This window comes from Advenella sp. FME57, from assembly GCF_014897675.1.
Classification (GTDB): domain Bacteria; phylum Pseudomonadota; class Gammaproteobacteria; order Burkholderiales; family Burkholderiaceae_B; genus Advenella.
In genome coordinates, this window is the sequence record NZ_JABUXU010000001.1 from 167,259 (window position 1) to 181,449 (window position 14,191).

At 56.5% G+C, this 14,191-nt stretch carries 12 protein-coding genes; 2 read left to right on the top strand and 10 right to left on the bottom strand.

The window, feature by feature from the left end; genetic code table 11:
• Positions 1 to 76 precede the first annotated feature (76 nt).
• Complete coding sequence (locus INT32_RS00730) at positions 77 to 856, top strand: SDR family oxidoreductase (RefSeq protein ID WP_193086821.1); 780 nt, start codon at positions 77 to 79, stop codon at positions 854 to 856.
• Positions 857 to 859: 3 nt separating this feature from the next.
• Here the strand turns inward: INT32_RS00730 and INT32_RS00735 are convergent, their stop codons facing one another.
• From INT32_RS00735 to INT32_RS00745, 3 genes are read right to left on the bottom strand one after another with little or no spacing between them, the layout of a single operon-like run.
• Positions 860 to 1,861 (bottom strand): tripartite tricarboxylate transporter substrate binding protein, encoded by a 1,002-nt coding sequence (locus INT32_RS00735; RefSeq protein WP_193086822.1) that lies wholly within the window; start codon positions 1,859 to 1,861, stop codon positions 860 to 862.
• A 52-nt stretch (positions 1,862 to 1,913) separates the two neighbouring features.
• Positions 1,914 to 2,285: a hypothetical protein gene (locus INT32_RS00740; protein ID WP_193086823.1), complete on the bottom strand. Its 372-nt coding sequence runs from the start codon at positions 2,283 to 2,285 to the stop codon at positions 1,914 to 1,916.
• Complete coding sequence (locus INT32_RS00745; RefSeq protein ID WP_193086824.1) at positions 2,282 to 2,671, bottom strand: hypothetical protein; 390 nt, start codon at positions 2,669 to 2,671, stop codon at positions 2,282 to 2,284. The genes INT32_RS00740 and INT32_RS00745 overlap by 4 nt, the downstream gene beginning before the upstream one ends.
• A gap of 170 nt (positions 2,672 to 2,841) precedes the next feature.
• Between INT32_RS00745 and INT32_RS00750 the strand changes: the two genes are divergently transcribed.
• Positions 2,842 to 3,609, top strand: a complete 768-nt coding sequence (locus INT32_RS00750; protein WP_193086825.1) for a M23 family metallopeptidase — start codon at positions 2,842 to 2,844, stop codon at positions 3,607 to 3,609.
• Between the two features lie 45 nt (positions 3,610 to 3,654).
• Here INT32_RS00750 and INT32_RS00755 read toward each other — a convergent pair whose 3' ends face one another.
• From INT32_RS00755 to INT32_RS00785, 7 genes are all read right to left on the bottom strand, one after another.
• On the bottom strand, positions 3,655 to 4,563 hold the full coding sequence (locus INT32_RS00755; protein WP_193087226.1) for a LysR family transcriptional regulator: 909 nt from the start codon (positions 4,561 to 4,563) through the stop codon (positions 3,655 to 3,657).
• 22 nt (positions 4,564 to 4,585) lie between these two features.
• Positions 4,586 to 5,392: a 2,5-didehydrogluconate reductase DkgB gene (gene dkgB, locus INT32_RS00760; protein ID WP_193086826.1), complete on the bottom strand. Its 807-nt coding sequence runs from the start codon at positions 5,390 to 5,392 to the stop codon at positions 4,586 to 4,588.
• A 495-nt stretch (positions 5,393 to 5,887) separates the two neighbouring features.
• Complete coding sequence (locus INT32_RS00765; protein ID WP_193086827.1) at positions 5,888 to 6,313, bottom strand: organic hydroperoxide resistance protein; 426 nt, start codon at positions 6,311 to 6,313, stop codon at positions 5,888 to 5,890.
• Positions 6,314 to 6,522: 209 nt separating this feature from the next.
• On the bottom strand, positions 6,523 to 8,001 hold the full coding sequence (locus INT32_RS00770; protein ID WP_226816363.1) for an efflux transporter outer membrane subunit: 1,479 nt from the start codon (positions 7,999 to 8,001) through the stop codon (positions 6,523 to 6,525).
• Positions 7,998 to 11,177 carry an efflux RND transporter permease subunit gene (locus INT32_RS00775; protein WP_193086828.1) on the bottom strand — a complete coding sequence of 1,060 codons (3,180 nt, stop codon included), beginning with the start codon at positions 11,175 to 11,177 and terminating at the stop codon, positions 7,998 to 8,000. Before INT32_RS00775 ends, INT32_RS00770 begins: the two co-directional genes overlap by 4 nt.
• Positions 11,178 to 11,187: 10 nt before the next feature.
• Positions 11,188 to 12,387, bottom strand: a complete 1,200-nt coding sequence (locus INT32_RS00780) for an efflux RND transporter periplasmic adaptor subunit (protein WP_226816364.1) — start codon at positions 12,385 to 12,387, stop codon at positions 11,188 to 11,190.
• Positions 12,388 to 12,700: 313 nt separating this feature from the next.
• The gene (locus INT32_RS00785; protein WP_370540146.1) at positions 12,701 to 14,179 is read right to left on the bottom strand and encodes a phytoene desaturase family protein; all 1,479 of its coding nucleotides are present in this window, start codon (positions 14,177 to 14,179) and stop codon (positions 12,701 to 12,703) included.
• Between the last annotated feature and the right edge of the window lie 12 nt (positions 14,180 to 14,191).

Sequence of the window (14,191 nt, forward strand, 5' to 3'; positions counted from 1 at the left end):
ACCGGCCCATTGCATACGTTTGACATTGTTCAGGCCGTGTTACAAAGGGCGGCACAGCAGATTTCCAGGGAAAGCAATGCAACAACAGGGTTCATACACAGATGGCTTCGGGCTGCACGATAAAGTGGTCTTTATCAGCGGCTCAACACGCGGGCTTGGCCTGCAAATGGCCTCGGCAATGGCGCGCAGCGGCGCGCTGGTGTATATCAACGGCCGCAGCGCCCAGTCTGTCGAACAGGCTTGTGCCCAATTGCAGCAAACCGGCGTAAAGGTACAGGGGCTGGTCGGCGATATGTCCGTTGTGTCTGATATCGAGCGCTGCATGGATTACCTGGCAGAGCAACACGGCCGTTGCGACGTGCTGGTCAATAATATGGGAATCCGGATTCGCCAGCCCTTGGCCGCTTTTGATTTTGGACAAATGCAGCAGATGCTGCAAGTCAATTTGCTGGGCGCCATGTATTTGTCGCAGAAAGCGGCAGCTCTGATGCAAAAGCAGCAGTGGGGCAGGCTGATTACCATCACATCGGTGGCAGGACAGATCGCCCGGCCCGGCGACGGCGTCTATCCCATTGCCAAGCAAGGCCTGACCGGTATGATGCGGGCGCTGGCAGTGGAGTTTGCAGCCAGCGGCATTACCAGCAACGCGATCGCGCCGGGCACCTTTGCCACAGAAACGAATCTGGAGATGGTCAATGCTGCGGCAGGGCAAACGCTGGCGGCGCGCAATCCGACCGGACGCTGGGGCAGGCCCGAAGAAATTGCCGGACTGGCAGTGTTTCTGGCCTCTGACCTGTCCGCCTATGTCAATGGACAGGTCATTGCCGTGGATGGCGGCCTGTCCGTTCTGTTCTGACGGTCAATTAATTTTCAGATTCAGCTTTTCAATCAACGGTTGCCAGCGCGCTTTCTCCTGATTCATATAATCGCGAAACGTTTCCGGCGTGCTTGGTACGGGATCCATATAAATCGCCTTGAGCTGTTTACCTACATCGGGATCTCTGAGCGCGGTCAACAGCGCATCAGTGAGCGTATTGCGGATGGCGATCGGCACTTTTGACGAAATAATGAAACCGGACCAGGCTGCGCCTTCAATGCCAGGCGCACCGGCCTCGGACACCGTAGGAATATCCGGCAGGGAGCTGTTGCGCTGCGCACTGGTCTGCGCCAATGCAACCAGTCTTCCTTCTTTGACCAGGGGAAGAACGGCAATGGGCGCCAGCGCAGTAAACTGGGTATCGCCCGCAATCAGTGAATTGAGCGCGGCGGGCGAAGAAGGATACGGCACAGCCGTCGCCTTACCTTTTACTGCCTGCAGCATGAGTTCTATGGAGAGATGTGATCCGGTGCCATTGCCCGATGTCGCAAAATTCAGCTTGTCTGGCTCGGCCTGGATCTTGCTGATCAGTTCCTTCAATGTCTTAATGCCCGACTGCTTTGTCACAACAATCACATTTGGTTGCGTCACTGCCATGGTCAGCGGTGCAAGATCCTTTTCAGGGTCATAAGGCAAGTTATTGTAGATAAACTGGTTGTTTACCAGCGGGCCGGTAATGGAAATACCAAAGGTATAGCCGTCAGGTTTGGCTTTGGCAACCTGATTCGTACCGATATTGCCGCCGGCGCCGGCTTTATTTTCTATGACGATAGCCTGCCCCAGTTTTTTCTCGGCGCTGCGAGCAATGATGCGCGCAATCTGGTCGGGTGTGGAACCGGGGCCGAAAGGCACAATCAGATTCAACGGGTGTTCGGGCCATTTGCTTTCATCGGCATGAGCAGCAGGCGCGGCCAGTACCAGAGAGCCAGCGGTCAGGCCAGCAAGGACCAGACCGATCATTGTTTTTCTTTTGTTCTTTTGCATTTTTTAAACACGTCCTTTGGAACAATTATAAATAAGCGTGATGGCAGCCGAATCAGCGGTCCATGCCGGTCATAATCTGTAGAAACACTTCGTAGGGCTGCATGTGCACCGGGCCGGTCTCGGCAGACACCGGTGTCTGCTGAATACGAACATATTCGGCGTAAGGCAATGTTGCCTTGAGTTTTGTGAAGCGAGCTTCACACTCGGGGAACATATCGGTTTCGGCCGGGTCGTCCATATAATTGGTTGCGTATTCGGCGGTCATGCAGGCAATAATGGCCCGCTCCTTGTCAAACTGCGAGTAGTCGTCAGCAGTCTCGTGGGGTCCACTCATGCTGGTCCACAGATAAGCCAGCGCAATCAACACGAACAGGACGGCAATCAAATATTTTATTAGGCGCATGCGATCACGGATATCTTTCATAAGCCGATGTCCTCTTTTTTCAGCCCGAAAAGCGTGGTTGCCAGTTTCTCGTACGTGGTTTTGGAAGTGGGCGGCAGATTATCGAAGACATCGTGCAGCGAATATTTCATGCGATATGCCCGTTGAAAGCTGTCATATACCTCGGTTTGCTGGTCACGCAGCCGTTGCGCAGAGACGTTTTGCATCAATGTGGCGTAGGCAGCACGGCATTCTTGCTGTATGGTCGCCAGTGCTTGTTTATCGACGTACTTGGCGCTAAGCAACAGGGACGCACGCGTTACCGTGCAATCGGACATCAGCGCCAACCGCAGACGTTCGTCGTCCTGCCGGTCCGAGCAGGCGCTCAGGCCAACAAGCAGGGAAAGGATTACGGTAAGTCTGAGCATTGGGCAGTTTTCGCTGCGTATTGCCGGATAGCATCGGCTAAAAAAGGGCCGTTCGGAGCGAATGGCGCCTCTCAGTAAAGGCCTATCCCGGCATCGCTGTGCGATTGGAAAATGGGTAGAAACGAAAACTATACACGGATTTGCGCTGCGATTGAGCTGAAATAAGTAAAATGCAATTTCATGTATATGCACACCCACTTCCTTTCATGCGCGCCGCGCTGAGTCGGGCCCGCAGGCACACGCTTGTGCTGCTCGGCTGCCTTGCTGCCACCATGCACGCGCTGCCCTCGCTTGCCCAATCCGATGAGGACCTGGACACGATGCCCGAAGTACCAACCGTAGACGGCGATGTCAAAACCATACGTGGGCTGGCTGATGATCTGGACCCGCCCAAGGGATGCAGCAGCAAGGGTTGCGGGCCTTCCCTGAAACTGGACCTGAAGATCATGGGCTTTTTGTCTTCGCCACTAGACAAGAGTTATGTCTCCTCACGTTTTGGCTTGCGCATGCATCCCATATACAACCAGTTGCGTTTTCACGCTGGCGTGGATCTGGTGGCGCCGGTAGGCAGCCAGGTCAAAACGACGCTGGGCGGCAAGGTATCGTTCGTGGGCGCCAAAGGCGGCTACGGCAATACCGTGATCGTGGAGCATGGTTCGGGTTATGCAACGCTATACGCGCATTTGCAGAAATTTGCCCCGCGCCTGGCTGCAGGCCGGGTTGTCGACAAAGGTGAAGTCATTGGTCATTTGGGCGATACGGGCAAAGTGACCGGGGCACATTTGCATTACGAGATCCGCTATAACAATTATGCAGTCAACCCGCTGACCGGCCAGGGTGCGGCTGGCATTGGCCGTATCCAGAAAACGTCTGTTATCAAAGGTGGCCAGACTCAGCGTATGCGTTCCGGCCGTATCAGAACGATCATTCGCCACTGACAGGCCGCGCGCGCAATTGTCGCTTGCCATTGGATAACGACACGTTTACCGGCGGTTCCAGGGTTGTGCCGCCAGCGTCTGCTGCATGAAATCGATGAAGCTTTGAATCCGCAGGGCCAGCGGCGAGTTCCTGTAATACACAGCATGAATCGGCTGTACCTGCTTTTCTGTCAACATGGGCAGAATCGGTACCAGGCGCCCATCGCGGATATCCTCATACGTCATGAATTTGGACAGGCAGACAATGCCCTGTCCGGCCAGCGCCAATTGACGCAACGTTTCGCCACTGGAAGCGGCAACGTCCGGTGTAATCATCAGTCTGTCGGCAGCGTCGGCACGACGCACCGGCCATAGGTTCAGACTATCCGGTTGAGTAAAGCCCAGCAGGGTGTGCCCGTCCAGCGCTGATACTGTCTGGGGCATTCCGCAGCGGGATAAATAATCAGGACTGGCCAGCAGGTTGAGCGCGCTGCTGCCCAGAGGTCGGGCGTGGAGCGTCGAGTTTTGCAGCGTGCCAATCCGGATGGCAACATCCGTGCTTTGCTCCAGCAGATCAATATTCAGGTCATGAGTATTGAGCTGCAATTGGATATGCGGATAGTGCTGCCGAAATGCGCCAATATACGGCACGATCATATGCAGCATGAACGGCGAGGCGGCGTTCACCCGCAACCGTCCGGCCGGGGATTGTCGCCTGGTGGCAAGGGTCTCCTGCATGGCCTGCATCCGCGCAACAATGATCCGGGCATGCTCCAGCAGGAAACGCCCCTCCTCGGTCAGGTGCATGCGACGGGTGGTGCGGTTAAGCAAGGTGGTCTCCAGGCTTTGTTCAAGCCGGGACAAGGTCCGACTGACCGCTGACGGTGTCAGGTTCAGTTGCTCGGCTGCCGCACTGATGGAGCCGCTGTCAATGACGGTAACAAACGTCAGCAGATCGTCGGAGTTGGTCATCAGAACGCCAGCCTTTTGCATATGCTCAGTCGTCCCACTCAGGCGCCAGGCTATCGGGGCTGGTAATCCGTTCATTGCGGTCAAGTGCTGCAATTGCCGTCATATCTGCTTGGGCTAACTGCAGTTGTTGTGCAGCAAGATTGCTTTGCAGATGTGCGTGTTTGGTAGACGACGGGATAACGGCAAAACCGCTATGCATGGCCCACGCCAGCACCACTTGGGCGGGGGTGGCTTGCAGGCGTTGCGCAATGGCGTGTACCACCGGGTCATGCAACACCTTGCCATAGCCAAGCGTCATATAGGAAGTAATAGCAATATCATTTTGGCGCGCGAACGCCACCACTTGCCTGTTTTGCAGGTACGGATGCAATTCGATCTGGTTGGTGGCAATGTGCCCGGCGCCTACTGCCTCAATGGCTTGACGCAACAGCGCAATGGTGAAGTTGGATACGCCAACTTGGCGGGTCAGCCCCTCATCCTGTGCCTGCGCCAGCGCACCCATGAATTCAACCACAGGTACTGCATTGCCCGGTGACGGCCAATGGATCAGCGTCAAGTCCAGATAGTCGGTGCGCAGCTTATGCAGGCTTTCCTTCAAACTCGGGATAAGTCGGTCTGCGGCGTAGTTGTCCGTCCAGATTTTGGTGGTCAGATACAGCTGATCACGTGCTACAGGACTGGCGCTTAACGCCTGACCGATGTCCGCTTCGTTGCCATAGATTTGCGCGGTATCGATCGCCCGGTAACCCAGCCCGATTGCGGCCGTTACAGAATCGATGACGGTTTGTCCCTTGAGGCGAAAGGTGCCAAGTCCAAAAGTGGGTATGCTCATTCGAATATCTCTCGTAAAAGTCACTGCTTGTGACCAGCGGTGAGGTTGAAAACCCGAAGGCTTTTTTCGGCCACGTGTAATTGTGCTTTTCCAGCGATGACAGTGATGCTTGTGCTGTTGACCGCCAGGCGGTAATGTACGAAAGACAGTATAAGAGGCCAAATCCGAAAGAAAAATAGCAACGCTGACAAAGAATTGTTGCGCGAAAATCAGTAATCGTCAACATATCGTGCCGCTGGCCAGCGCAGTTCGAGCAGGCTGTCACCGCCAATGCATCGGGTTGTGGCACAGCATGCGGCAGGAGGGTCGTTGCCACCATTAAACGCGCTTGAGCGTTTCATTCAAAAGTACGGGGGAACGCCCGAGCAAGAGCGGGACGCGCGGGAGGTTAAACCGGACGGGCAGGGCGGGCGCGGTATTGCGTTATCATTTAAGCAATGCTGCCGCGACATCACATGGATGACGCGGCAGCATTGAGAAGTGACCGTCGCAGTGTTACACCACTGTCAGCGTTACGTCTACATTGCCTCGTGTTGCGTTTGAATAGGGACACACCACATGCGCCTTATTGACCAAGTCTTCAGCGACACTGCGTTCCACCCCAGGCACGGAAATTTTCAGTTCGACCTCGATGCCAAATCCCTGGGGAATGGGCCCAATTCCGACGCTGCCGTCAATCCGAGTATCGTCCGGCAATTTGACTTTTTCGCGTGAAGCGACCAGTTTGAGCGCGCCCAGAAAGCAGGCCGAGTATCCCGCTGCAAAAAGCTGTTCAGGATTTGTGCCGGTACCACCGGCGCCGCCCAGTTCTGTCGGCGTGGTCAGTTTCACGTCCAGCACATTGTCCGAAGACACTGCACGTCCATCGCGTCCACCGGTCGCCGTTGCGTGTGCAACATAAAGTACTTTTTCAACCGCCATGTCTGACTCCTGTATAGGTAACTGCGTGAAAGGAACTAGCCTTATTGTTATAACACTCCCGGTCTGCACAATGGGGCGATGACCCTGCGCCTGTGCCGGAAAATGCGTTGGGCAACCGTTTTCATTTGATCGGCAAAAAGGCCTTCAGGCTGTGCCAGAAATATCCGCCGTGCCAGTGACTCGGTACGGGGCGCCGGGTGCAGATAGGGTCAGCGCGACGGCGTCGAAGCAGATGGGGTTGTCGCAAGGGGCTGCCAGCCGCCTCCCAGCGTCTTGAACAGGGCCAGGCGGTTCAATTGCTCAAGCAGCCCGAGTGTGATCATGTCCTGCTGCGCATCATAGTAGGCACGCTGGGCATCGAGCACTTCCAGAAAACCCGAACCGCCGCCGCGTGTAAACAGCGCACTGGACAACTGGAAACTGCGATAGGTAGACGCAACCAGCGATTGCTGGGATTGCAAACGCGCCGCGATGGTGGTGCGCACAGCCAACGCATCGGCAACCTCGCGGAAAGCCGTCTGGATGGCTTTTTCGTAGGTGGCGAGCAGAATATCTTTTTGCGCTTTCGTCAGATCCAGACTGGCGCGATTGGCGCCGCCATCGAAGATAGGCAAACGCAATGATGGAACCACGCTCCACGCCAACGTGCCGCCAGTAAAGAGTCCGGAAAGGCTGCTGCTGGCCGTGCCCGCAGATCCCAGCAGCGAAATGCTGGGAAAAAAGGCCGCTCTGGCCGCACCGATATCTGCGTGGGCGGCGATCAAGTCATGTTCGGCGGCCAAGACATCTGGCCGCTGCTGCAATACGCTGGAAGGCAGGCCCGCCGGCGGCATGACCAGTCGGGTCGCAGTTCGAGCCTGCAGCGCAAACTCCGTAGGAGGTAAAAAAGTGTCGGGAACCGGCGCACCCGTCAGCAGGGTGAGGGCATTTTTATCCTGCGCCAGCTGGGTCTCATATTCGGCAACCTTGACACTTGCGGCATCCACTGTGGTTTGCGATTGAGCCAGCGTGAGTCCCGATTCGGCGCCCAACGCGTGGCTGCGGCGGATCAGATCATGCGACTTGCGCTGATTGACCAGCGTACTGCGTGCCAGCGCAAGCTGCTGGCCCGTTGCTTCAAGCTGTAACCAGGCGGCGGCAATTTGGCTGACCAGGCTGATCTGGGCACTGCGCCGGGTTTCCTGTGCCGCCAAGTACCGTTGCAGCGCCGCCGCCTTGAGATTGCGGACCTTCCCAAAAAAATCAATCTCGTAGCTGGTCAAGCCCAGGTCAACGTTATAACGGGATGAAAGGGTGGTCTCACCAGAATTGGCAACACTGGCTGGGGTGCGGCTTCGGTTGGCCTGGGCATCGACGCCGATTGCGGGCAGCCCATCAGCGCGGGCAATGCCGTATTGCGCCCGGGCCCGTTCAATATTCAGGGTCGCAATCCGCAAATCACGGTTATTTTGCAAGCCAAGTCGGACCACGTCGCGCAGGCGTGCATTAGTGAAAAACGTCAGCCAGTCCAGATCGTTTGCTGCCGCTTGTACCGGGCTGGCGTTCGCTGCAGGGTTCTGGGGCCAGGCTGCGCTAACAGGGGCCGCCGGTTGGTGGTAGTCTGGCGCAAGGTTTACGCAGGCTGTCAATCCCAGCAAAGGTATGGCAAGTGCAATTGATCTGCGCAGGGGGTTTGTAAATATGTTCATGATGTCGTACCTGAAGTGCTGTCCGGTGCATGCGCGCCAGGGTGGTCGTCATGCGAATGCCGTTTGCGTCTGAAGCTGCGTACAAGCACAAAGAACAGCGGTACAAAAAAGAGACTGAGCGCAGTGCCTACGATCATCCCACCCAGGACGGCGGTGCCAATCGCGTGACGGCCCCCTGCGCCGGCGCCGGTACCGATGGCCAGTGGAAGCACCCCGAAGCCAAAGGCCAGCGAGGTCATCAGAATGGGACGCAGGCGCTGCCGCACCGCGATCAGCGTTGCTTCAAGGACCGTGTGTCCGCGTTCCTGCAATTGTTTGGCAAACTCGACAATCAGGATGGCATTCTTGGAAGTCAGCCCCACAGTAGTCAGCAGCCCGACCTGGAAGAAGACATCATTATGCAATTCACGCAAGGCCGTAAACAGAAGCGCACCGACAATGCCCAAGGGCACGACCAGAATAATGGCAAACGGCACGGACCAGCTTTCATACAATGCGGCCAGGCACAAAAAGACAAACAGAATGGAGACGGCGTAGAGCAGGGGGGCTTGCGCGCCCGAAATACGTTCTTGCAGCGACGCACCGGTCCATTCAAAACCGATGCCTGCCGGCATTTGCTGCAATACCTGCTCGATCGCCAGCATGGCGGCGCCCGAGCTCACCCCAGGTGCTGCATCACCCTGGAATTCAAGACTGGGGCTGCCGTTGTAGCGGCTCAGCTCCGGTGAACCAAAGGTCCAACTGGTACTGGAAAAGGCAGGAAATGGCACCATCTGGCCCAGCGTGTTGCGCACATTCCATTGATCGATATCGCTTGGCAGCATACGAAACGGTGTATCGCCCTGTACATAGACGCGCTTGACCCTGCCTCGATCCAGAAAGTCATTCACATATGTTCCGCCCATGGCAGTCGATAGGGTGCTGTCGATCGCATCGGTCGCCAGGCTGAAGGCGCCGGCGCGGGCATCGTCTATTTTCACGGCAAACTGCGCGGTATCTTCCGGCGCATCGATACGCACGTTCGTCAATTCTGCGCGCTCGCCAAGCAATCGCAATGCGTCGCGGCTGGCCTGTATCAGCGCTTCGTGACCCAGGCCGTTTACATCCTGCAGAAAAAAGTTAAACCCCGAGCTTGAACCCAAACCGCGCACAATAGGCGGCAGGGTGGCGATAATTCGGGCATCGCGGATATGGGCCAGGTCGCGGGTGGCCTTTCTGGCGATGGCCGCAGACGATTGTTCCGGCAAAGGCCGCAAGCTCCAGTCTTTGAGCATCACGTAGGCTCGGGCCGAACTTTGGTCACCGCTTCTACCGGTAATGCTTGTGATGCTGCGCACATCCGGCTGCTTTAAAAAATACTGCTCAATCTGTCGCATAATCGGCTGCAGCCTTGCGTCTGTCGCGCCCGCAGGCAAGGTCACCTGCAGCCGCACTGCACCCTGGTCTTCGGGCGGCAGAAAGGAGGTGGGCAAACGCAAAAATAGCAAGGCCATGACAATCGCAATAATCAGATAGGCAATCAGCCCGCGTCGGGGTCGCTTGGCAACCCCGGCCACCGTGGTCTGATACCGGTCTGCCGTCCGGTCAAAACGACGATTGAAGCCAACGAAAAAGCGATCCAGATAGCCAAGCAAACCCTTGCGCGCGTGCGACGGATCAATATGCTCGCCTTTTTTTACCGGCTTGAGCAGACTGGCGCAAAGGGCAGGGGTCAGCGTCAAAGCCACCGTCACCGAGAGCACCATGGCCGAAACAATCGTTATGGAAAACTGCCGGTAAATGACACCGGTGGAACCGCCAAAGAACGCCATGGGAATGAACACGGCCGACAACACGAGTGTGATACCAACCAGCGCTGGCGTAATTTCACGCATGGACTTGCGGGTCGCTTCACGCGGCGAAAGTCCCTGTTCATGCATGACGCGTTCCACATTTTCCACCACCACAATGGCATCATCAACCAGCAGGCCGATGGCCAGCACCATACCGAAGAGCGTCAGCGTATTGATCGAAAACCCAGCAATCGACCAAATGCCAAAAACGCCCAGCAATACAACGGGAACCGCAATGGCAGGAATCAGCGTGGCCCGAATATTCTGCAGAAACAGAAAGATAACCAGCACCACCAGCACCATTGCCTCGAGCAGCACCTTGACCACTTCATCGATGGACGCGCTGATAAACGGGGTGGAATCAACGCCGATAAAGGTTTTCAGATTGTTGGGAAAAAACGGTTCGAGTTCGGCCAGTTTATCGCGAACTCGCTGAGCCACTTCAACCGCGTTGGCGCCGTCTGCAGCAATAATGCCCATGCCGGCACCGGGCAGGCCGCCCATTGCCGAGCGGATTGTCAGATTTTCTGCCCCCAATTCAACCCGGGCCACATCGCTGATTCGCACAACGGCGCCATCGGGTGCGACACGCAGGACCACATTGCGAAAATCTTCTTCGGTCTGCAACATGCTGCGTGCGGTAATCGTGGCGTTCAACTGCTGTCCGCTGACCGCAGGCAGTGAGCCCAACTGTCCTGCGGACACCTGCACATTCTGCTTTTGAATGGCTGCGGTCACATCGGCAGGCATCATGTTATAGCTGAGTAGTTTGCGCGGATCCAGCCAGATGCGCATCGCATATCCCGTGCCCAGCGTCTGCACTTCGCCGACGCCATCGATCCGGCTGATGACGTCTACCAGGTTGCTGGTAATGTAGTCGCCAACATCCACCGGTGAGGCGCTGCCATCGTCCGAGTAGAGCGAGACGATCATCAGAAACTCTTCACCGCCCTTGGTGACGGTCACGCCTCGGCTTTGCACCTGCTGGGGCAGGCGCGACATGGCCTGCTGCAGGCGGTTCTGCACTTGCATCTGCGCGACATCAATATTCGTGCCGGCATCAAAAGTAAGCGTGATCCGCGCCCGTCCTGCTGCGTTGCTGGTGCTGCGCATGTACAGCAGGTTGTCCAGACCCTTCAATTGCTGCTCAATGACCTGGGTCACCGAGTCTTCCACGGTCTTGGCCGACGCACCAGTATACGTCGCTGTGATCGCGACCCGAGGTGGCGCAATGTCGGGGTATTGCTCTAGCGGCAAGGTCTGGATCGAAGCCAGCCCGGCGAGCATGATGACGATAGAAAGCACCCATGCAAAAATCGGACGGCTGATAAAAAACTGTGCCATGCCCCGATTCCTAACCCGGTTTACTTGCGGTTTCTACCGGGCGCACGACAGTGCCTGGCCGGACATGCAGAGAACCAGTCACCACGACCCGTTCGCCGGCAGCAAGCCCTTCCAGGACCTGCCAGCTGTCACCGATCGCGCGCCCGACCACGACAACGCGTTCCTGTACTTTATCGTCGGCATCGATCACTAACGCGACTGTACTGGCATCAGGCCGACGGGTGATGGCCTGTTGCGGCACCATGACAGACTGGTTACCCGTATTGTTTTCCAATACGGCCCGCACGTACATGCCCGGCATCAACACCCGATCCGGATTGGGTACGTTGGCGCGCAATGTAATCGAGCCTGTGCTGGGATTGACAGTCACGCCGCTAAACGTCAGGCGCCCCGGGTGCGGATACAGGCGCCCATTCTCGAGGCGCAGTCGGATGACTGCGTCATTGTCTGCCGTTGCCTGCAAGCGGCCAGCGGCAATATCGTCCTTTAACTGTAATAATTCCGCCGATGACTGCGATACATGCACATAAAGCGGATCCAGTTTCTGAACGATCGTGAGCGCCGTATCCTGATTTGCAGTGACCAGCGCACCCGGCGTCACATTGGACAATTCAATCCAGCCGTCAATGGGCGAGACAATACGGGTATAGTCAAGATTGATCCTGGCGCGCTGCTCCTGGGCTTTGGCAACGGCCAAATCGGCTGCCGCCTGCTGCGATTCGGCCTGCGATGTCTCGTTTATCTGTGCGCTGATTGCATCAATACGCACCAGTTCGCGATTGCGCCGGGCGACGGTGCGGGCATTGGCATAGGTAGATTCTGCCTTCTTCACATTGGCTTTGGCCACGGCGTATTCGGCTTCATAAACAGCGGGATCCAGCTGATAAAGCACCTGTCCCGCCTTGACTTGCGAGCCTTCGGTGAACAGCTGCTTCTGGACAATCCCGTTGACCTGGGGACGGATCTGCGCAATGACCGGCGCAACGGTGCGTCCCGGCAGTTCAGTGGTAAAGGTGATACGTTGTGATGAGAGCGTTGCCACGCCGACTTCGGGCGGGCCTTCGGCCTTGGGTGCGGGTGTGTTCGTGCCATCGTCCGGTGAACAGCCGACAAGCGTTATGGCAAGCATAAGCAGTATCAGCAAGGTCAGTACCGGCGCCGGAACAAGGCGCTGCGGATCCAATGTTGAAATACTGACGGGTTTAATCATGGCATCGAATAAAAAACGGAGCAGGGGGTGGGAGGATTCACAGTCCCCGTGCCGCTATGTCTGCTTACCAGGGCTTTGCTGAAAACAGCACGCCTTTACGACGGCACAGGCCAGCATCGACAGACAGAACAGGCGAACCGAAAAAATAGTAGCATGATTACACAGTATTTCAGTTGAAACTTTTGTATCACCGGATCAAAGTGCGGTTTATTCAGTAGAAATCGGAAATCGCGCCGCTGTGTTGCGGTTCGTGTGAGCTTTCGTTAACCATGCTGCAAGCGGATCCTTCCGCAGATTCCCACAGTTTGCTTTGTCAGCGTCGTGGCCTGCGTTGTTTATCCTGAATCATGGCATGAGCAGCTTGTATGCCTGACCAAACGGCGGTGGACACGCCGTATCCGGGAAATGTGGTCTGACCCGCCAGGTAAAGCCCCCCGATACCAGAACGATGTGGAAAAAAATGATGGGGCGGGGTTCCCGGTGCGACGCCATAGAGTGCGCCTTCATATAGGTGGCGCTGGCGAACAAATCCATCAGGATCCATCACGCGCATGGATTCAATTTGCATGCCGGGCATTCGATGCCTTAAAGCGTCAACGTGAAGCTGCACGGCCTTGTCCGTCATTTGCGGCGTCCAGCCCGAGGCACTATCCACACTCGACACCGGTGCAAACATTTCAATGATCTGTTTTCCATCCGGAGCAAGATCCGGCAACACCTGCGTAGGCACGCTATAGGAACAATAGTCAGGTCGCGTGGTTACGGTTCTGTGCATCCGCCCTTGATGTTCCATGCCGGGCACGTGATTAATCATGAACGAGTTGGGGAACTCAACACCAGAGCAACCCAGCTGGATCGACACAGCGCGGTGGGACAACGACGTACGGTTTGCGATGCGGGTCAAGGGTTGCGGTACTGCATTTTGCGGTAACAGGTTGCGCACGACATCAAAACCAGAGATTGTCGTCAAGATACGCTGCGTCTGCAATCGTTCTCCATTAGTCAGAACCACAGCACATACTTTGTCTGCCGCCATCTCTATGCGCACGACCCGTTGGCCCCAACGGATCGACACATTCGACGGCGGCAAATGACGATATAACGCTTCACCAATAGCGCTCATGCCGCCACTGGGCAAATGGAAGCCCTCTTCGAGCAACGCCAGCAGGCCGATGATTTGAGTGGCAGGCAGCTTATCTGCAGCGATTCCGGTGTACAACAATGTGGCACTCACGGCAGCCTGCAGTCCGACATCGGGAAAATACGTCTTGATGAGTGAATCGACGCGGCCGCCCATGCGCGGCAGATATAACCCAAGGTGGCGCAGCGAATGCCACAACGACGGCTCTTGCGGCAGAATTTCGTGAATCAGCTTGCGATAAATTGGCCCCCACTGTGTTTGCAGACGATTGAGCCCGACTCGCAAAATCTGGGTCGATTGTTCGCGTTGTTCGCCCCTTGGACCCGCAACCCATGAATTGCTGGCGTCGGTCAGATGCACAACGGTGCCATCATCCAGGTGTGATTGCATCGGACGCGTGATGCCCTGAAGCGGAACCAGCGCCTCGAAATCCAGACCCAGTCGTTGGAAACCATGCCGCAGTAAAGAGGGCACCGCTACATACATGGCACCATTATTGAAGGTAAAACCATCAATGTGCGTGGCAGAGCAACAGCCGCCGAATGTCTCGCCGGCTTCGACCAGCACGACGTTGTGGCCAGCGCGGGCCAGTGCCAGGCTGGCTGCCAGGCCGGCCAGACCGGCGCCAATGACAACAGTCGGAACGTTCACAGATGTGGGCAT

What these genes read in the sequence shown, in the direction of transcription:
- INT32_RS00730 (WP_193086821.1), top strand. Translation starts at nt 77, where the DNA reads ATGCAACAACAGGGTTCATACACAGATGGCTTCGGGCTGCACGATAAA.
- INT32_RS00735 (WP_193086822.1), bottom strand. Translation starts at nt 1,861, where the DNA reads ATGCAAAAGAACAAAAGAAAAACAATGATCGGTCTGGTCCTTGCTGGC.
- INT32_RS00740 (WP_193086823.1), bottom strand. Translation starts at nt 2,285, where the DNA reads ATGAAAGATATCCGTGATCGCATGCGCCTAATAAAATATTTGATTGCC.
- INT32_RS00745 (WP_193086824.1), bottom strand. Translation starts at nt 2,671, where the DNA reads ATGCTCAGACTTACCGTAATCCTTTCCCTGCTTGTTGGCCTGAGCGCC.
- INT32_RS00750 (WP_193086825.1), top strand. Translation starts at nt 2,842, where the DNA reads ATGCAATTTCATGTATATGCACACCCACTTCCTTTCATGCGCGCCGCG.
- dkgB (WP_193086826.1), bottom strand. Translation starts at nt 5,392, where the DNA reads ATGAGCATACCCACTTTTGGACTTGGCACCTTTCGCCTCAAGGGACAA.
- INT32_RS00765 (WP_193086827.1), bottom strand. Translation starts at nt 6,313, where the DNA reads ATGGCGGTTGAAAAAGTACTTTATGTTGCACACGCAACGGCGACCGGT.
- INT32_RS00770 (WP_226816363.1), bottom strand. Translation starts at nt 8,001, where the DNA reads ATGAACATATTTACAAACCCCCTGCGCAGATCAATTGCACTTGCCATA.
- INT32_RS00775 (WP_193086828.1), bottom strand. Translation starts at nt 11,177, where the DNA reads ATGGCACAGTTTTTTATCAGCCGTCCGATTTTTGCATGGGTGCTTTCT.
- INT32_RS00780 (WP_226816364.1), bottom strand. Translation starts at nt 12,387, where the DNA reads ATGATTAAACCCGTCAGTATTTCAACATTGGATCCGCAGCGCCTTGTT.